At 44.8% G+C, this 18,999-nt stretch carries 14 protein-coding genes; 3 read left to right on the forward strand and 11 right to left on the reverse strand.

The features are described 5' to 3' along the window. Positions 1 to 478: 478 nt before the first annotated feature. Together R7M92_RS14515 and znuA are read right to left on the reverse strand one after the other, a co-directional pair. A complete protein-coding gene (locus R7M92_RS14515; RefSeq protein WP_318133697.1) occupies positions 479 to 3,856 on the reverse strand; it encodes a helix-turn-helix domain-containing protein in 3,378 nt (1,125 codons plus the stop codon). A 202-nt stretch (positions 3,857 to 4,058) separates the two neighbouring features. Further along, on the reverse strand, positions 4,059 to 4,946 hold the full coding sequence (znuA, locus tag R7M92_RS14520) for a zinc ABC transporter substrate-binding protein ZnuA (RefSeq protein ID WP_167415070.1): 888 nt from the start codon (positions 4,944 to 4,946) through the stop codon (positions 4,059 to 4,061). Positions 4,947 to 5,024: 78 nt separating this feature from the next. On the opposite strand from znuA, the gene znuC reads away from it, so the two are divergent. Beyond that, entirely contained in the window at positions 5,025 to 5,813 is a 789-nt protein-coding gene (znuC, locus tag R7M92_RS14525; RefSeq protein ID WP_005382185.1) for a zinc ABC transporter ATP-binding protein ZnuC, read from the forward strand. Next, positions 5,806 to 6,591 (forward strand): zinc ABC transporter permease subunit ZnuB, encoded by a 786-nt coding sequence (gene znuB / locus R7M92_RS14530; protein WP_169628604.1) that lies wholly within the window; start codon positions 5,806 to 5,808, stop codon positions 6,589 to 6,591. Before znuC ends, znuB begins: the two co-directional genes overlap by 8 nt. 119 nt (positions 6,592 to 6,710) lie before the next feature. Here the strand turns inward: znuB and sucD are convergent, their stop codons facing one another. The 8 genes from sucD to sdhC all read right to left on the reverse strand — a co-directional run bounded on the left by sucD (position 6,711) and on the right by sdhC (position 16,420). After that, on the reverse strand, positions 6,711 to 7,583 hold the full coding sequence (gene sucD / locus R7M92_RS14535) for a succinate--CoA ligase subunit alpha (protein WP_005382181.1): 873 nt from the start codon (positions 7,581 to 7,583) through the stop codon (positions 6,711 to 6,713). After that, a complete protein-coding gene (gene sucC / locus R7M92_RS14540) occupies positions 7,583 to 8,749 on the reverse strand; it encodes an ADP-forming succinate--CoA ligase subunit beta (protein ID WP_005382179.1) in 1,167 nt (388 codons plus the stop codon). Before sucC ends, sucD begins: the two co-directional genes overlap by 1 nt. A gap of 213 nt (positions 8,750 to 8,962) precedes the next feature. Next, entirely contained in the window at positions 8,963 to 10,171 is a 1,209-nt protein-coding gene (odhB, locus tag R7M92_RS14545; protein ID WP_005382177.1) for a 2-oxoglutarate dehydrogenase complex dihydrolipoyllysine-residue succinyltransferase, read from the reverse strand. Between the two features lie 28 nt (positions 10,172 to 10,199). Continuing rightward, complete coding sequence (gene sucA / locus R7M92_RS14550) at positions 10,200 to 13,025, reverse strand: 2-oxoglutarate dehydrogenase E1 component (RefSeq protein WP_005382176.1); 2,826 nt, start codon at positions 13,023 to 13,025, stop codon at positions 10,200 to 10,202. A 171-nt stretch (positions 13,026 to 13,196) separates the two neighbouring features. After that, positions 13,197 to 13,907 (reverse strand): succinate dehydrogenase iron-sulfur subunit, encoded by a 711-nt coding sequence (locus R7M92_RS14555; protein WP_005382174.1) that lies wholly within the window; start codon positions 13,905 to 13,907, stop codon positions 13,197 to 13,199. Positions 13,908 to 13,922: 15 nt separating this feature from the next. Then, positions 13,923 to 15,689, reverse strand: a complete 1,767-nt coding sequence (sdhA, locus tag R7M92_RS14560; RefSeq protein WP_005382172.1) for a succinate dehydrogenase flavoprotein subunit — start codon at positions 15,687 to 15,689, stop codon at positions 13,923 to 13,925. Next, positions 15,690 to 16,034 (reverse strand): succinate dehydrogenase, hydrophobic membrane anchor protein, encoded by a 345-nt coding sequence (gene sdhD / locus R7M92_RS14565; protein ID WP_005382169.1) that lies wholly within the window; start codon positions 16,032 to 16,034, stop codon positions 15,690 to 15,692. Beyond that, positions 16,028 to 16,420: a succinate dehydrogenase cytochrome b556 subunit gene (sdhC, locus tag R7M92_RS14570; protein WP_017634811.1), complete on the reverse strand. Its 393-nt coding sequence runs from the start codon at positions 16,418 to 16,420 to the stop codon at positions 16,028 to 16,030. Before sdhC ends, sdhD begins: the two co-directional genes overlap by 7 nt. A gap of 396 nt (positions 16,421 to 16,816) precedes the next feature. Here sdhC and R7M92_RS14575 point away from each other — a divergent pair, with 396 nt between their 5' ends. Beyond that, a complete protein-coding gene (locus R7M92_RS14575; protein ID WP_005382163.1) occupies positions 16,817 to 18,106 on the forward strand; it encodes a citrate synthase in 1,290 nt (429 codons plus the stop codon). Positions 18,107 to 18,198: 92 nt separating this feature from the next. Here R7M92_RS14575 and R7M92_RS14580 read toward each other — a convergent pair whose 3' ends face one another. Continuing rightward, positions 18,199 to 18,957 (reverse strand): Nif3-like dinuclear metal center hexameric protein, encoded by a 759-nt coding sequence (locus tag R7M92_RS14580; RefSeq protein ID WP_033906914.1) that lies wholly within the window; start codon positions 18,955 to 18,957, stop codon positions 18,199 to 18,201. Between the last annotated feature and the right edge of the window lie 42 nt (positions 18,958 to 18,999).

Raw genomic sequence — 18,999 nt, forward strand, 5'->3', positions numbered from 1 at the left:
GGCAACCTCTCTAATAAATTCCAGAGGTGGCATAGCAACATGTCACTCCGGCAGCAAGCGAAGGTGTCCTTGACACCCGTGGTATAGTCCCCCCGGCTATACCACGATATTTTTTTCACCTCTTTCAAAACTTCTTTACCTTATCCATCTTTTCAACACAGTTTTCGTTTTCACGAATGTCGCATGCCATCATTCACCCAAATGAACAACGCTCTTTTGATACAGCAATACAACTGTCATTTATTTGTCGCAACTATAAGTAAATCATTCTCTTGAAGCCATTTATGCTTATTGCTATGAACATCGCGACTAACAGATAGAACGTGATCGTGCTTACGTGTTGAGAATGGATTTGTAGGCTAGATGTGATGAAGAAACAATGAAACTTACTGCGTTAGCAACTGCAGCAATAATAGAGCACTGTAAGCAGCTCCCCAGCATCTTAACTATTAACTAGGGAGCGTATAATGAAGGTTTTCTAGTTAATTTCTTGGCTTTCTTGAGTCAAAGCAAACTTGGACGGGGGCAAACCAAAATGTAGCTTAAACTTTTGGCTAAAGTAAGATGGATCATTAAAGCCACAGTTAAAGGCGACTTCACTGATTTTCTCACCCGCCAATAACTGTTCACACGCCGTTTCCAAACGAACCTCTGTGACATAGTCTTTTAACGTTCTTGACGAGGCAGATTTAAAACGTCTCTGCAAAGAACGTTCAGACATATACAGCATTTTAGCGGCTGACGCAGTGCCAAATTCAGGATCATGGTAATGCTCTGCCACTAATTGATAGACTTTTTGCAACCACTCTTTCTCTGGTGTGACTTGATCTTCTGCAATAGTTACAGGATTGAATTCTTGCTGCGGTTCATCCAAATAACTCCTTTCCTTCGCAGATGGCCATGTGATCTCGACTTTGTTCTGAGCATCAGAAGAGAAGACAGCCAAATAACCACCACTCGTTGTCACTAGTTGGGCAAGGTGGTCAATACTCAACTCAGAGTGATTTAAGTTAGATGGAAGCCCAGTCGCGACTTTATTAGGTAATTGCGTCCCGTAATCAAGAAAGCTCAATGACACAATATCATGCCCCTTTTCTAGCATAATTCTAACCGTTTGACCCCGGAAAGAGCGCTTGATGATATTGGCAAAAATGCTATTGAAAATAACATCAAGATTAAAGCTTTCCAGAGCAACCCGGCTCTGCTTACTCTCATCTTCTAGCTCTACCAAAATACCCGCTTTTGCAAAGTCATCTTGCCATACATCAACCACTGACTGAGTTATCTGACTCAAGTTGTAGTTCTGACTCCCACCACTTACATCACTTGGAACGCTTTTGAGTTCATTTAACTGCCAATTCGTTTTAGCCAAATGATCCTCCGTCGCAGTATCGAGAGGCATAGGTAGTTTCGCCACAATAAAGTCGACGCTTGATTTTATGGATAGAGCTACATGGTCTACGAGTAGGTTTCTAACTTGAATCTGTTTACGTAATTGCTGGTTGCTCGTAAGCAACACTCTACTTTGATGTCTTAACTGATTCGTTTTGAGAGTCACTTGAGCTGCTAGATCACGGTTAGCCTGTACAACGTAGCGAGAGCGCCAGAAAACAAGTAATGCGACGACCGCAATACTAGCTACGACAAAGCCTAAAATAGCAAATCGCGATAGATACCAAGGATGAAGGACGATAAAGTGAGATTCTAAACCAACGACTCCAGCGGCAACTTGAGACTCATTACTGACCTGCAAGTGATATTCACCGGAACTAAGGTGCTCGAGTGTCAGTTGGCCCCCCTCTAACGTTTGCCATGGGTCATCGTTGTTCAATCGATAGTACAAATTTTGACTGTCTGGTTTTGGCATCACACCGAATAAAAAACTCAGCGAAGATCCATATGGCAGTGTGATCCCATTCAGATCGGCACTACCAACTTGCAGAACTTCATTTTCAAGCACAACTTGGCTAACAATAAACTTAGACTCTGGGGGATTAGATACAAGCAGCTTGGATGCTTCTGCTTTTACGAGTCCGTACTTCGACCCCAGAACAAGCTCTCGCTCACCAATTTCTGTCTGCTGTATAACGCTACAAATACCAGGGAGGAACTCATTGTTCATTAAGCCTGATGACGATGAGTAATGTTTCACTAACTCACCCGAAAGGTGGTAATAGCTTAAACCAACAGAGGAAGCTAACCATACACCTTGCCTGTCTCTGATCAAGCAAGCAGGTCTGGCGTTGGGCTCACTCATTTCAACAACACGTTTTTCATCGCTTCGTGTATCTGTTTTAAACACACCATAAGATGAAGCAAACCACTGGCTGCCATCAACCGCCGTGGTCATGTCTAATGATTCACCAAACTTTTCTGAAAAACGGATAAACTGGATGTTGTCATTACTGTATTGGTATACGCCATGATCGGTGCCTATTAATAGGGCATCTTCAGTATCATATAGGCGCGTAACCTTAGCAGGCAAATACTGACTTACTAGCCACTCACTTCCAAAGTTTCGTACGCTTTGTGCAGCAGTATCAACATTGTAAAGATGGTATCCGCTTGATACCCAAAGACGGTCATCACCATCAACGGTCACATGCTCTACTGCATGTCCAGCCATAACCTGTAAATAAGGAAATGTAATCTTGTTGAGACCATTTAGCTCAAATATTTCCAGCCCTTTTGAGGTTGCAAGCCAAAGCATGCCGTTTTGAAACGCAAATTCATTGATCTGCGACTCCAACTCTAAGACTTGGTTAATCCCACTCTTTCCTGAACGATAAACCTTTCGGTCATCAGCAAACCAAAGCGCACCATCAGGACCTTCAATAGTTTGCCGAATTCGTCCTGACAGGGTGTGTGAGTCATAACTACTAAAGGTCACTCGTTCAAATTTTTTACTAGATAGCGAGTAATAACGAATACCTTGGTTAGTCGCAATCCACATCCCTCCCATATTGTCGCTCAACAACGAATAAATCTTCGTGTTATCTAACTCTAACTCAAGAAAACTTGCAGGCGCGACTTCGGTGACCTCACCTGAAAAAAATGAGTACAAATAAAGGCCATGCTCTGTCCCCACCCAATACTCTTGATTTGTCTCTGCGAATGTCAAAACATGTGAGCCGCCAATTCTAATCACTTCTTTATCAGGCTGGTAAATGTTGAAAATTAAAGCGCCACGCAATGTACCTATCAAAATTTCTCTTCGCGTGTGTGAATAATAGACTTTCTCAATGTAGTTTTGACCTGAGGCAGCGACATGGTCAAACTTATCACCTTCAGAAAGATAGAAGCCGGAAGTCGTTGCTAGTGCCCACTTCGTTTCAACTAGCACCGCATCATTAATGTAAACGTAGCTATTATTACTATGTTGATAGAGCTGCAATAGAGAGAAAGAGTTTAACTCGCTAGTGTCGATATTGTAGGTATAGAAATGCGCGCCATCACTCACCCAAATATAGTTCTTTGAAGACCCTATTTTTCTTATTTGTGAGCCTGGATTTAAACTAAAGACTAAACGTCGCTCCTGATTTGGATAAGTTCGATAGACCTCATTTTCAATAAAGGTCCAAAAAGCACCTTTATGATAGGCCAACTGCTTGGCCGACGTTTGTAGGAAGCTACCTGATTTAGGCAATATAGTTTGACCATCGTAAAACAGGACTCTCCCGTGTACGTCATGAATCCACAAACCGCCCTTTTCACCCAAGAACAACTTTTTAGCCGCGATAAAAGTACCCTTTGCCTGAGTTGGCAAAGGGTAAAAGATTGCATTTGCATTATGAAGCGCAAATGCTTGGTAGGATAAGACAAAGCCCAACAGAGCAAGGGCTAATTGGCGTAGCAAGACGAAAACCTTTTGTATCAATTTGTGCTCTGAAAGTGACCGTTCATCGTTTGTAAAACATGGATTGATACGGTTATTTTGAGCTGATAATTATTGGTAATGATATCTCAATTACTTTCTGAGAAAAGGCTCGCCTTACCAAAGGTTGTAATTCTTACTACTGGATCACGTTAAAAAGACTACTCCTACATTACGACAGCACTTAATCTGACTTTTTGTTCAAGCATTGCTCAAAACTATTCGCCATATTGTTGAGAAAAGTAAAGTAACTGCCAGGTTTTGCTTCAATTGTACTCCCTAACGGGTCAAGCTCGCCTTTAGCGACATCACTGCCTCTCATTACGCTCTGAACGACAGCCGGGGTAAACTGAGGTTCAGAAAATACACAAGCCACATCTCCACCACTTAGCTTTTGACGAATTTGAATTAAGGTCTTCGCTCCTGGCTTGCGTTCTGGGCTCACAGTAAAATGCCCCATTTGATTTAGTTCATAACGATCTTCGAAATAACCGTAAGCATCATGGAATACAAAGTAACCTTTGTTTTTTACTGGTGCCAGCTTCTGCTTTATCTGTTGGTCAGTGTCTTTTAGCTCGAGTTCAAACTTTTTGAGGTTCGCTTGATATTGAGCTGCATTTTCCGGATCAAGTGATACAAGTTGATTCACAACAGCCTTGGCCACTTGTTGTGCTTGGCTTACACCTAGCCAAAAGTGCGGATCATGTGAGCCATGATCGTGCCCATCATGGTCATGGTTGTGCTCACTATCAAATTCACGCAATTCTAGATTTGGAATTTGACTAATAGTCAAAGTATTCGATCTATCCGAAACAACTTTCTCTAGAAACGGTTCAAGATCATGTCCGTACCAGATAACCAAATCAGCCGAAGCGACCTTTTTAACATCCGATGGACGCAAAGCATAGTCATGGGGTGATGTGTTAGACTGCAATAGCACGTCTGGTGTAGTTACTCCTTGAGTAAGCTCTGTTACTAACAACTGAATAGGTTTGATACTCGTCAGTACCGTTACCGCCTGTGCTGGCAGTGTTAACATTGCTGAGGCAGCAAGAATTAATGCTCTTTTCATAGTTTTACTTGGGATATGGCGTGGAAAGTGAGATAATGTTACATTATAACATTATTGATTTGCAAATGAGTTTCATTCATGTCTTCCTTAGTCCATCTTGAGCAGTTATGCGTCGAGTTCGATGGCCGCAGAGTTCTCGATAACATTAGTATGGAATTAGAAAAGGGCAAAATAACTACCCTAATTGGTCCCAATGGAGCGGGAAAATCAACGTTAGTCAAAGTTATCTTAGGTCTTCAAAAGCCGACTAGCGGCAAGTTGAACCGACAAAGAAAACTGAAAATTGGTTACGTTCCTCAAAAGTTGAAGCTCAATGACTCCCTTCCATTGAATGTAACCCGCTTCCTAAATTTAGCAGGAAAATACAGTAAGCAGGAGTGCATTGATGCATTACGGCTTGTTGGCGCTGAACATTTACTTAATAGTAATATGCATCGCTTATCCGGTGGTGAAAACCAACGAGTGTTACTGGCGCGCGCTCTGCTTCAGCGTCCTCAGCTGTTGGTATTAGACGAACCAGCTCAGGGTGTGGATATCCAAGGTCAAATCGATCTCTATGACTTAATTGAGAGCATTCGTCACCGCTTTGATTGTGGCGTATTTATGGTGTCGCATGACTTACATTTAGTGATGGCGAAAACGGACGATGTTATTTGTCTGCATCACCATGTTTGCTGCTCAGGTTCACCTGCCACTATTACTCAGCACCCTTCTTACATCGCACTATTTGGCAATGCTGCGAGAGAGTCTCTCGCGTTTTATCATCACGACCATGAGCACCATCATCACGATTTATCCGGAACGCCAGTAAGCGGTGATGCGACATCATGCTCCCACCATAAACACGGACATCACCATCATGATTGAGTTTCTCCTACCTTCTATTCTTGCTGGTATTGGTATCGCGATCATTGCCGGTCCACTTGGGTCATTTGTCGTTTGGCGTAAAATGGCTTACTTCGGAGATACCCTAGCTCATGCATCGTTAATGGGCCTAGCGCTGGGCTTCTTGCTCGACGTAAATCTCTACCTTGCGCTACTCGTCTGCTGTTTAGCTCTGGCCGTTTTGCTTGTCACTCTGCAAAAGCAACAACTTGTGGCTACAGACACGTTGTTAGGTATCTTGGCACACAGTGCACTCTCTATCGGTTTAGTATCGGTTAGCTTTTTGGAAAACGTGCGCGTCGATTTAATGAGCTACCTATTTGGGGACTTACTTGCCGTCTCTCCACAAGATCTGATGTTTATTTACGCAGGTGTTGTTGCGGTAAGTGCGTGTTTGTACGTCTTCTGGCGCCCACTGCTTTCTAGCACTGTTAGTGAAGAACTTGCCGCTGTTGAGGGCGTGAATACAGACTTAGTTAGATTGGTGTTAATGCTAATGGTGGGTGTAGTAATCGCAGTAGGTATGAAGTTCGTTGGCGCGTTGATCATGACTTCGCTCCTAATTATCCCAGCAGCAACAGCACGTAAAGTCTCTTCATCACCAGAGCAAATGGCATTGTTCGCATCTATTATTGGCTCAGTGGCAGTACTGATGGGGCTTAGCCTATCATGGCACTTCGATACACCGGCCGGCCCTTCCGTAGTGATCAGCGCAACATCCTTATTTATGCTGAGCCAGCTGATTAAAAGCAAAGCATAATCGCATTGAGTATTAAACGCGAAAGACCTTGCTAACAACAAACATAAACCCACGGGAACGGAAAAAGAAAAGCCTGCGAAGTCGCAGGCTTTTTAATACTTATTAAGTAGTGTGGTCGATTACCAACCCGTCACTTCACGTAGACCTTGGCCGATCTCTGCTAGAGATTTCACAGTTTTAACGCCAGCCGCTTCTAGTGCAGCAAATTTGTCTTCAGCAGTACCTTTACCACCAGAGATAATCGCACCAGCATGGCCCATACGCTTACCAGGAGGTGCAGTTACACCAGCAATGTAAGAAACCACTGGCTTCGTTACATTTTCTTTAATGTATGCTGCTGCTTCTTCTTCTGCAGTACCACCGATCTCACCGATCATAACGATCGCTTCTGTCTCAGGGTCTTCTTGGAACAGTTTTAGGATATCAATGAAGTTTGAACCCGGGATTGGGTCACCACCGATACCAACACAAGTAGACTGGCCGAAACCTTCGTCAGTGGTTTGTTTAACTGCTTCGTAAGTTAGAGTACCGCTACGAGATACGATACCTACTTTGCCTTTCTTGTGAATGTGACCAGGCATGATACCGATCTTACACTCATCAGGAGTGATAACACCCGGACAGTTAGGACCGATCATGCGAACGCCAGTTTCTTCTAGCTTCACTTTCACGTCGATCATATCTGTAGTAGGGATACCTTCAGTAATCGTTACGATTAGCTCGATACCCGCGTCAATCGCTTCTAGGATTGCATCTTTACAGAAAGGTGCTGGTACGTAGATGACTGTCGCTGTTGCACCAGTCGCTTCTACTGCTTCACGAACTGTGTTGAATACAGGAAGACCTAGGTGAGTTTGGCCGCCTTTACCTGGAGACACACCACCAACCATTTGCGTACCGTATGCGATAGCTTGCTCTGAGTGGAAAGTACCTTGACCACCAGTGAACCCCTGACAGATTACTTTAGTGTCTTTGTTAATTAATACAGACATTATTTAGCCTCCGCAGCAGCAACAACTTTCTGAGCAGCATCAGTTAGCGACTCAGCAGCAATGATATCAACATCAGAATTAGCAAGAACTTCGCGACCTAGGTCAGCGTTAGTACCTTCAAGACGAACAACAACAGGTACGCTTACGCCTACCTCTTTAACCGCACCGATAATACCTTCTGCGATCATGTCACAACGTACAATACCACCGAAGATGTTAACAAGTACCGCTTTCACATTGTCATCAGATAGGATGATCTTGAATGCTTCAGCAACACGCTCTTTCGTCGCGCCGCCACCTACATCTAAGAAGTTAGCTGGTTTGCCGCCGTGTAGGTTTACGATATCCATCGTACCCATTGCTAGGCCTGCACCGTTAACCATACAGCCAACGTTACCGTCTAGTGCTACGTAGTTCAGCTCCCACTGAGCTGCGTGTGCTTCACGCTCATCTTCTTGTGAAGGATCATGCATTTCACGAAGCTTAGGCTGACGATACAGTGCGTTTGAGTCGATGTTGATCTTACCGTCAAGACATAGCAAGTTGCCTTCGCCAGTAATCACAAGTGGGTTGATCTCTAGCAGAGCAAGATCGTACTGGGAGAACATAGTGCCAAGACCCATAAAGATCTTAACGAATTGTTTGATTTGGTCGCCTTCAAGACCAAGTTTGAACGCTAGCTCACGACCTTGGTAAGCTTGTGGACCTACTAGTGGGTCAATTGCTGCTTTGTGGATGAGTTCCGGCGTTTCTTCCGCAACTTTTTCAATTTCCACACCACCTTCGGTAGAAGCCATGAAAACGATCTTACGGCTAGCACGGTCAACTACCGCACCTAGGTATAGTTCGTTCGCAATATTTGAAGCTTCTTCAACAAGGATTTTTGTTACTGGCTGACCATTTGCGTCTGTTTGGTAAGTTACTAGGTTTTTACCTAACCACTTCTGTGCAAACTCTTTAACGCCTTCTTTTGTATCGTGTAGCTCTACGCCACCCGCTTTACCACGGCCACCAGCGTGAACCTGACATTTAACTACTTTCTTGGCTGTACTGATACGGCCTGCGGCTTCAAAAGCTTCTTGTGGTGTATCACACGCGTAGCCTTCTGGCACAGGCAAACCGAATTCTGCAAACAGCTGTTTGGCTTGGTATTCATGCAAATTCATTTCGATATTCCGTTTGTTTTTCCCTTAAGGGATTTATTATTTCCATAACGCTGCAGTCTTGGCTGCTTGTACGTCTGTAGGGTCTTCTCAAATCAATCCTTCATAACGAGTACTCTTACTGAAGGATTAAAATGAAGGCCAAACGTTGAGCTAGTCTAGCCATTGAAATTTTTAACGTCTAGCTACCTACGATAACTAGACGTTTTAGCGATATTAAACGTCTAATAGGAGACGTGCTGGGTCCTCTAGTAACTCTTTAATCGTTACTAGGAAGCCAACTGATTCACGACCATCAATTAGGCGGTGATCGTAAGATAACGCTAGGTACATCATCGGCAAGATTTCAACTTTGCCATCCACTGCCATCGGACGCTCTTGGATCTTATGCATACCAAGAATCGCTGATTGAGGTGGGTTGATGATTGGTGTAGACATTAGTGAACCGAACACACCACCGTTTGTGATAGTGAAGTTACCGCCCATTAGCTCGTCTACCGTTAGCTTGCCATCACGACCTTTAATAGCCAGCTCTTTGATGCCTTTTTCAACATCAGCGAAACCAAGCTTGTCACAGTCTTTTAGGACAGGTGTAACTAGACCACGTGGAGTTGATACCGCCATGCTAATGTCGAAGTAGTTGTGGTAAACAATGTCATCGCCATCAATCGAAGCATTTACTTCTGGGTAACGCTTAAGCGCTTCTGTTACTGCTTTCACGTAGAAAGACATGAAGCCCAAACGAATACCGTGACGCTCTTCGAACTGATCTTTGTACTGCTTACGAAGGTCCATGATTGGTTTCATGTTCACTTCGTTAAACGTCGTTAGCATTGCCGTGTTGTTCTTCGCTTCTAGCAGACGGTTAGCGACTGTCTTACGAAGGCGAGTCATTGGAACACGCTTCTGACTGCGAGCCGCTGCCGGCACGTCAACCACTGCTGGCGAGTCTTCTTTTGACGCAGATTTAGCGTTCGCAAGATGCGCTTCAATATCTTCACGCGTAATACGACCACCAACACCAGTGCCTTTCACTTGGCTTGCTTCTAAGCCATGTTCAGCCAACAAACGGCGCACTGCTGGGCTTAATGCGTCATTACTTTCTTCGCTAAGCGCAGCTTTGTGACGCTTATCAGGAGATGCTTCAGTACCTTCTGTTTTGTCTGCAGTTGGTTCACCTGCAACTGCGCCTGGCTTCAATTTAGCAATGATTTGTTTAGAAAGTACTGTCGCACCTTCTGCTTCAACAATAGCTTCTAAAACGCCAGCTTCCGGAGCTGGAACTTCTAGCACAACTTTGTCTGTTTCGATGTCAACCAAAACCTCGTCACGCTCTACTGCGTCGCCTGGTTGTTTGTGCCATGTCGCCACGGTTGCATCAGCAACTGATTCAGGTAAATCTGGAACCAGAATTTCAATTGTCATATCTGTTTCTTCCTTTAACTTCTAGTTCTTAATTCGAAGTTTTTGAGTTCACGTTCAGAGCGTCTTCAACCAACGCTTTTTGTTGTTTCAAGTGCACCGACATGTAGCCAACTGCTGGCGAAGCAGAAGCTGGGCGACCTGCGTATTTAAGATTTGCACCTGCAGGAATAGCGGCACGGAAGTTATGTTGGCTACAGTACCAAGCACCTTGGTTCTGAGGTTCTTCCTGACACCACACGAAGTCTTCAACGTTAGTGTATTGAGCAATTGCTGCTTGTACTTCTTCCATTGGGAATGGGTAAAGCTGTTCAATACGCACGATAGCAACATCGTCTTGCTCGTTGTTACGGCGCTGCTCTAGTAGGTCAAAGTAAACCTTACCAGCACAGAACACGACACGTTTCACTTTGCTTGGTTCTAAATCATCTACTTCTGGAATTGCAGATTGGAATGTACCATCCGCCAAGTCTTCAATCGTTGAAGTACATAGAGGGTGGCGCAGCAAAGATTTCGGTGACATAACAATGAGAGGTCGACGCATTGGGCGTACAACCTGACGACGAATCATGTGGTACACCTGAGCCGGTGTTGAAGGAACCACAACCTGCATATTTTGCTCAGCACAAAGCTGAAGGTAACGCTCTAAACGTGCAGATGAGTGCTCAGGACCTTGACCTTCATAACCATGAGGTAGAAGCATAGTAAGACCGCACAAACGCGCCCACTTTTGCTCGCCTGACGAGATAAACTGGTCGATAACAACTTGTGCACCGTTGGCAAAATCACCAAACTGTGCTTCCCAGATAGTTAAACCACCTGGTTCGGCTGTTGCGTAACCGTATTCAAACGCCAACACTGCTTCTTCTGACAATACTGAGTCAAAGACTTGGAATGGCCCTTGGTTGTCATGAATATTCGCTAATGGAATGTAAGTGCTTGCATCGGTTTGGTTATGAAGAACCGAGTGACGGTGGAAGAAAGTACCACGACCCGAGTCCTGACCAGAAAGACGAATACGCTTGCCATCGTCAACCAATGTAGCATACGCCAATGTTTCAGCCATACCCCAGTCAATGGCTTTTTCACCGGTCATCATTGCTAGACGATCGTTGTATAGCTTATTAACACGGCTTTGCAGTTTATGGCTTTCTGGGTACTGACACAGACGATTGCCTAGCTCAATAAGGCGTGTCTTGTCGTATTTTGAATCCCACTCCATATCCCATTCGTGCCCTAAGTAAGGGGACCAGTCTACAGAGTGCAACGCCATTGGACGCCATTCTTTAACAACCACTTCACCGCGATCTAATGCATCGCGATACTCATTGACTAACTGAGTCGCTGTCTCGATATCTGATTCATTTTTATCGATCAGAACATCTGCATACAATTTGCGTGGTGTAGGATGCTTTTTGATTTTCTGGTACATCAAAGGCTGAGTCGCATTTGGCTCATCCGCCTCATTGTGGCCGTGGCGACGGTAACATACAAGATCAATCACGACATCGCGCTTGAACTCGTTACGGTAATCCAATGCAATGCGAGTAACAAAAGCAACTGCTTCTGGGTCATCTGCATTTACATGGAAAATTGGCGCCTGCACCATCTTCGCGATATCGGTACAGTACATCGTAGAACGCGTGTCACGAGGATTAGACGTCGTAAAGCCTACTTGGTTGTTGATGACGATACGTACCGTACCACCAACTTGGAACCCACGAGCAAGAGACATGTTGAACGTTTCGGCAACCACACCCTGACCAGCGATTGCAGAATCACCGTGGATGGTGATAGGAAGCACTTTGCTACCTTGATTATCACCCAAGCGATCTTGACGTGCTCGAACTGAGCCCATGACTACTGGGTTTACGATTTCTAGGTGCGACGGGTTAAATGCAAGTGCTAAGTGAACATCACCGCCAGGAGTCGCAAAATCAGCAGAGAAACCTTGGTGATATTTCACATCACCCGTACCCCAAGTTTCGTCGTGTTTACCGGCGAACTCATCAAACAGGTCTTGAGGTTTCTTACCAAGTACGTTCACCAGCATGTTCAAACGACCGCGGTGAGCCATACCGATAACCACTTCACGCATTCCACTTGTACCCGCATGACGGATCAACTCTTTCGTCATCGGAATCAGCGCATCACCACCTTCTAAAGAGAAACGTTTTGCACCTGGGAATTTCGCCCCGAGGTAACGCTCCAAACCTTCAGCGGCTGTTAGCTCTTCTAGGAATGTGCGCTTCTCATCTTTGTTGAATGATGGCTGGCCTACGACAGACTCAAGGCGTTGCTGAATCCAACGCTTTTGCTCTGTGTCAGTCATGTGCATGTATTCAGCACCGATGGAACCGCAATAAGTTTTGTTGAGGGCTTCATAGATATCTTTCAACTTCATGGTTTCTTGCCCAACAGCAAAAGAACCTACGTTGAAAGTTTCTTCGAAGTCATCTTCGGTAAGATTATGAAAAGCAGGGTCTAACTCCGCCACTGTTGGGCGTTGCCATAGACCTAGTGGGTCTAATTCTGCAGCTTCATGCCCGCGGAAACGGTATGCGTTGATTAGCTGTAGAACTTTTACTTGTTTTGCATCGACATCTGGGTCACTAACTTGGACATTGTAATGCTTTGTTTCTCTAGCGAGTCGTCGGAAGTAGTCACGGACACGTGAATGTGGTTGTTCTGCCACTTCTTCTGATGGCTTAGGCAAGCCTTCAAAAACACGTTTCCACTCCTCACTTACCAGATCGGGATCACTTAGATACAGTTCGTAGAGGTCCTCTACATACGTTGCATTGGCGCCAGCCAAGTGTGAAGACTCGAGCCATGCCTTCATCACGCCGTTGTGCATATTTTCCCTTAACCAGTAGTTTTCACGTTTGCTTCGGTCTTTGCCGAGCTATAAGAGCCGACTAAAAATACGGTCGGCAATTTTTGTATTCTTTACTCGAATATTACTGAAGCAGTGAAGCGGTCATATCGGGTGATCCGCAACACTGCGACATTCCTAAGAGCGAGTAAATTAAACCGAACGATTAACCAACATCGACTTAATGTGACCGATGGCTTTCGTCGGATTTAATCCCTTAGGACAAACACTTACACAATTCATGATGCCATGGCAACGAAAAACGCTAAATGCATCATCAAGATCAGACAAACGTTCATCTGTTGCCGTATCGCGGCTATCAATTAGCCAACGGTACGCTGCGAGAAGACCAGCTGGGCCGATGAATTTATCAGGGTTCCACCAGAATGATGGGCAAGACGTTGTACAACATGCACACATGATACATTCGTACAATCCATCTAAATGCGCACGATCATCAGGCGATTGTAGGTTCTCACGTGATGGTGGTAATGCACCATCATCAATCAAGAATGGTTTAACTTTCGCATAGTTATCATAGAACTGCGTCATGTCAACGATAAGATCGCGCACGACAGGTAACCCTGGTAGTGGACGAATAACTATCTTATCGCCTTGTAGAGCAGATAACGGTGTGATACACGCTAGGCCGTTTTTACCATTCATATTCAAACCATCAGAACCACATACCCCTTCACGGCATGAGCGACGGAACGCGATGCTTGGATCTTGCTCTTTTAGCAGAATCAATGCATCAAGCACCATCATGTCTGAGCCTTCGTCTACCTCAAGGGTATACTCTTTCATGTAAGGCTTGGTATCCACATCCGGATTGTAACGGTATAAAGAGAAGTTTAATTTCATAGTCGTATCCTCCCTTTAGTATGTACGTACTTTCGGCGGGAAAGCTTCACGATGCGTTGGCGTCATGTTCACATCACGCTTAGTCATCGCTTCTGTTTCCGGATTGTAGATAGAGTGGCATAGCCAGTTCTCATCATCACGCTCAGGGAAATCGAAACGAGCATGTGCGCCACGACTCTCTGTACGGTAGTTTGCTGCAACGGCAGTTGAAAACGCGGTTTCCATCAGGTTATCAAGTTCTAGACACTCAATACGCTGCGTGTTGAACTCTGAAGACTTGTCCGCTAGATGCGCATCTTTCAAACGTTCGCGAATCACTTTCAACTCTTCTAGACCGGTTGCCATCGCATCGCCTTCACGGAATACCGAGAAGCTGTTTTGCATGCATGCTTGTAGGTCTTTACGAATCTGAACTGGATCTTCACCACCAGTGCTGTTTTCCCAACGCATAGTACGCGCTAGAGACGCTTCAATATCAGATTCTGTTGCAGGACGAGCTTCTGCTTGCGCTGCTAGCGTTTCGCCAAGGTGCAAGCCAGTAGCACGACCAAATACGACCAAGTCTAGTAATGAGTTGCCGCCCAGACGGTTAGCACCGTGTACCGATACAGAAGCAATCTCACCACATGCGTAAAGGCCTTGTACTTCCATCTCGCTACCGTCGGCCTTCTGCTTAATTGCTTGGCCAGAGACTTGAGTAGGTACACCACCCATCATGTAGTGACAAGTTGGAATTACTGGAATTGGCTCTTTCACTGGGTCAACGTGTGCAAATGTACGAGACAGTTCACAGATACCTGGTAGACGTGATTCAAGTACTTCTTTACCAAGGTGATCAAGTTTCAACTTGATATGTGGACCCCAAGGACCATCACAGCCGCGGCCTTCACGAATTTCAATCATCATTGAACGAGCAACCACGTCACGACCAGCAAGGTCTTTCGCGTTTGGTGCGTAGCGCTCCATGAAGCGTTCACCATCTTTATTTAGAAGGTAACCACCTTCACCACGACAACCTTCCGTCACTAGAACACCCGCGCCAGCAATACCTGTTGGGTGGAACTGCCACATTTCCATGTCTTGCATTGGAACGCCTGCGCGAAGTGCCATACCAACGCCATCACCCGTGTTGATGTGCGCGTTAGTGGTCGATGCGTAAATACGACCTGCACCACCTGTAGCTAGAATGGTTGCTTTCGATTTGAAGTAACAGATTTCACCCGTTTCCATACAAATCGCAGTACAACCCATGATTGCGCCGTCTTGGTTTTTCACAAGATCCAAAGCGTACCACTCCGAGAAGATGGTTGTTTTGTGTTTTACGTTTTGCTGGTAAAGCGTGTGAAGAAGTGCGTGACCAGTACGGTCTGCAGCAGCGGCTGTACGAGCAGCCTGCTCACCACCAAACTCTTTAGATTGGCCACCGAATGGACGTTGGTATATGGTACCGTTATCAAAACGAGAGAATGGAAGACCCATTTTTTCAAGCTCGATAACTGACTCAGGACCATTTTTACACATGTATTCAATCGCGTTCTGGTCACCGATGTAGTCGGAACCTTTAACGGTATCGTACATGTGCCATTGCCAATCGTCTTTGTGCGAGTTACCCAGAGCAACGGTAATGCCGCCCTGTGCAGACACAGTATGAGAACGTGTTGGAAATACTTTTGACAACAAAGCACATGATAGGCCTTGCTCTGAAATTTGTAGTGCAGCGCGCATACCTGCACCACCAGCGCCGATTACTACGGCATCAAACTCACGAACTGGAATAGACACTTACGCACCCCACAGAATAAATAGACCAGAGAAGACATAGCCGAATAGCACGGCAATAACACCAAGTTGTAGTGCGCCACGTAGTTTCGCGCACTTAATGTAATCAGTTAATACTTGCCACAAACCAACCCAAGCGTGAATCAGGATCGAGACAAGTGCCAACATGGTGAATACTTTAGTGAAGGTACCACCAAAGAATTGGGTCCAAGATGCGTAAGAGATATCTGAAAATGCACAGAAGCTAATCAGATAAATCGTGTATAGCGTCATAATGATTGCAGTTGCACGAATTAGTAGGAAATCGTGTACACCATTACGACCAAATGAAGATACGTGTTTTACCATACCAAGATCCCCGCCAATAATGATAATACTGCTGTTGCACCAAACGCGACTTTAGCGCTCATCGTGCCTGAATCTAGTTCTTCAAAGTGACCTAGATCCATCAATAAGTGACGGATACCACCTGCGATGTGGTAGGCAAGTGCAGTAAGAATTCCCCACAGGATGAATTTTACGAAGAAGCTATCGACGATGTCAGCGGCTTCCATAAAACCCATTGGGGATGACAGAGAAATGGATAGTAACCACAGTAATATACCCACCGCAACAAACGTAATTACCCCAGACACACGGTGTAGGATGGATGCGATTGCTGTGATAGGAAAGTGGATGGTCTGTAAATCTAAATTAACAGGTCTTGACTTTCTTTCTTTCACGGGCTTGCTCACTCAGCTCCATTGAGCATTTATTGTTATAACCAATTTCAGCTTCCAAACGTACAAAAGTTAACATCTATTTAACAAATATCGCGAGTAACCACTCAGATAATTGTAAACAAGTTGTTAACAAACGGAATCCAGCAACAAACCTCACTCTTTGTTTCTAGCCCCGAATTTATAAGGATTTAACTAAAATTTTCTTTGCCAATATACGGCGAGCAACATTCTAATACAATTGGTGTAACAAATTATGCTACATAGAACAGATTTTTAACGATTTTCATGAGAAAAATCATAACAAGTGCACACAAAGATGGAGAAAAATTGACTTTAAGCTTTAACAACAGTACAAAAATGGCACATAAACATCCTGGACGGATTAAATAATAAACAAAGGAGATTGTTATGGCGGATAAGAAAGCGACCCTTCATGTTGAAGGTCAAGCGCCAATCGAACTGCCAATTATGGACGGTACGCTAGGTACACCTGTAATTGACGTTCGTAAGCTGGGAGCCAATGGTTACTTTACTTTTGACCCAGGTTTTCTTGCCACTGCATCTTGTGAATCATCAATCACGTACATCGATGGCGGCAAAGGTATTCTTTTGCACCGCGGTTTCCCGATTGATCAATTAGCCAATAACGCAGATTACTTAGAAGTATGTTACATCCTTCTTTATGGTGAAGCCCCTACCCGAGAACAATACGAGCAATTCAAAACGACCGTTACTCGTCACACAATGGTACACGAGCAAATCGCAAGCTTTTTCCATGGCTTCAGACGCGATGCTCACCCAATGGCGGTAATGTGTGGTGTAGTTGGAGCACTTGCAGCCTTCTATCACGACTCTCTTGACATTAACAACGACGAACACCGCGAAATTGCAGCGTACCGTCTGCTGTCAAAAATGCCAACACTGGCGGCGATGTGTTACAAATACTCTATCGGTCAGCCATTTATTTACCCTCGTAACGACCTTAGCTACGCTGAGAACTTCTTGCATATGATGTTCGCAAACCCTTGCGAAGAGTATGAAGTAAATCCTGTGGTTGCCCGTGCGATGGATAAGATTTTCACTCTACACGCGGATCACGAACAGAATGCGTCGACATCAACTGTACGCCTAGCTGGCTCTTCTGGTGCGAACCCATTTGCATGTATTGCCGCTGGTATTGCATCCCTTTGGGGACCTGCTCACGGTGGTGCAAACGAAGCCTGCTTGAGAATGCTAGAAGAGATTGGCAGCGTCGATAACATCCCTGAATATGTAGACCGCGCGAAAGACAAAGATGACCCATTCCGCTTAATGGGCTTTGGTCACCGCGTTTACAAGAACTACGACCCACGTGCGACAGTAATGCGCGAAACGTGTCATGAAGTTCTCAAAGAGCTAAACATTCAAGACCCTCTGCTAGACGTTGCAATGGAACTTGAGCGCATTGCGCTTTCTGATGAGTACTTCGTGTCTAAGAAGCTGTACCCGAACGTAGACTTCTACTCAGGTATCATTCTTAAAGCGATTGGTATTCCAGTTTCTATGTTTACGGTTATCTTCGCGATTTCTCGTACCATCGGCTGGATTGCTCACTGGAACGAAATGCACAGCGATCCACTGAACCGCATCGGTCGTCCTCGTCAGCTATACACTGGCGAAACACAACGTGAGTTTTCTCCACTTCACGAACGTGAATGATCTTTTAGTACGAAGATAGACAAACAAAAGGGTTGAGATTTTCGTCTCAACCCTTTTTTCTTTTTTGCGTTTAACGTTATTAATGGAGAACGCTAAACCGGATTATCAATATCGATAAACTCCACATGTAGGCCATATTCATCCGCTAGCCATTTGCCTAAGGCCTGAACACCATAACGCTCAGTAGCATGATGACCTGCAGCAAAGTAATGAATGTCCATTTCACGAGCGGTATAAGTGGTGCGCTCTGAAATTTCTCCAGAGATAAATGCATCCAGCCCGTGCTGTACAGCAAGTTCAATGAAATCCTGCCCTCCACCAGTGCACCAGCCGACTGTCTCAATCATCTTATCGGTATTCTCTGGAGCGATATGCAGAGGCTCTCTATCAAGAACTTGGTTGATCTTACTCGCAAATTCAACACCAGACATCGGCTTTTTCAAGCGCCCAAACATAACAACTGACTGAGGGTGCCCTTCAAGCCCACCTTCTACTTCGATTTCAAGTAAGCGAGCTAATTCAGCGTTGTTGCCTAGCTCTGGATGAATATCTAGAGGAAGGTGATAACCATATAAGTTGATATCGTTTTTGATCAGACTACGAATTCGTTTACCTTTCATGCCACGAATTGGCTCAGGCTCACCTTTCCAAAAATAGCCATGATGAACAAGCAATGCGTCTGCATTAAGCTCAATCGCTTTATCGATTAAGGCTTGAGAGGCGGTTACGCCAGTGATAACACGCTTTACCGCTGATTTCCCTTCTACCTGTAACCCATTTGGTGCGTAATCTTTAATTAACTGCGGTGACAGTTTGTCATTAAGAATCTGTTCTAGCTTTAAGTTATTCATTATTACTTCCAATTTCTAGCGCATGTAAACCTAAATAACCTC

This window comes from Vibrio sp. Vb2880, from assembly GCF_033337975.1.
Lineage (GTDB): Bacteria > Pseudomonadota > Gammaproteobacteria > Enterobacterales > Vibrionaceae > Vibrio > Vibrio alginolyticus.

Coding starts and splice junctions, on each gene's coding strand:
- odhB (WP_005382177.1), bottom strand. CDS start 10,171: ATGACAATTGAAATTCTGGTTCCAGATTTACCTGAATCAGTTGCTGAT.
- znuA (WP_167415070.1), bottom strand. CDS start 4,946: ATGAAAAGAGCATTAATTCTTGCTGCCTCAGCAATGTTAACACTGCCA.
- R7M92_RS14580 (WP_033906914.1), bottom strand. CDS start 18,957: ATGAATAACTTAAAGCTAGAACAGATTCTTAATGACAAACTGTCACCG.
- sdhD (WP_005382169.1), bottom strand. CDS start 16,034: ATGGTAAAACACGTATCTTCATTTGGTCGTAATGGTGTACACGATTTC.
- R7M92_RS14575 (WP_005382163.1), top strand. CDS start 16,817: ATGGCGGATAAGAAAGCGACCCTTCATGTTGAAGGTCAAGCGCCAATC.
- znuC (WP_005382185.1), top strand. CDS start 5,025: ATGTCTTCCTTAGTCCATCTTGAGCAGTTATGCGTCGAGTTCGATGGC.
- sucD (WP_005382181.1), bottom strand. CDS start 7,583: ATGTCTGTATTAATTAACAAAGACACTAAAGTAATCTGTCAGGGGTTC.
- R7M92_RS14555 (WP_005382174.1), bottom strand. CDS start 13,907: ATGAAATTAAACTTCTCTTTATACCGTTACAATCCGGATGTGGATACC.
- znuB (WP_169628604.1), top strand. CDS start 5,806: ATGATTGAGTTTCTCCTACCTTCTATTCTTGCTGGTATTGGTATCGCG.
- sucA (WP_005382176.1), bottom strand. CDS start 13,025: ATGCACAACGGCGTGATGAAGGCATGGCTCGAGTCTTCACACTTGGCT.
- sucC (WP_005382179.1), bottom strand. CDS start 8,749: ATGAATTTGCATGAATACCAAGCCAAACAGCTGTTTGCAGAATTCGGT.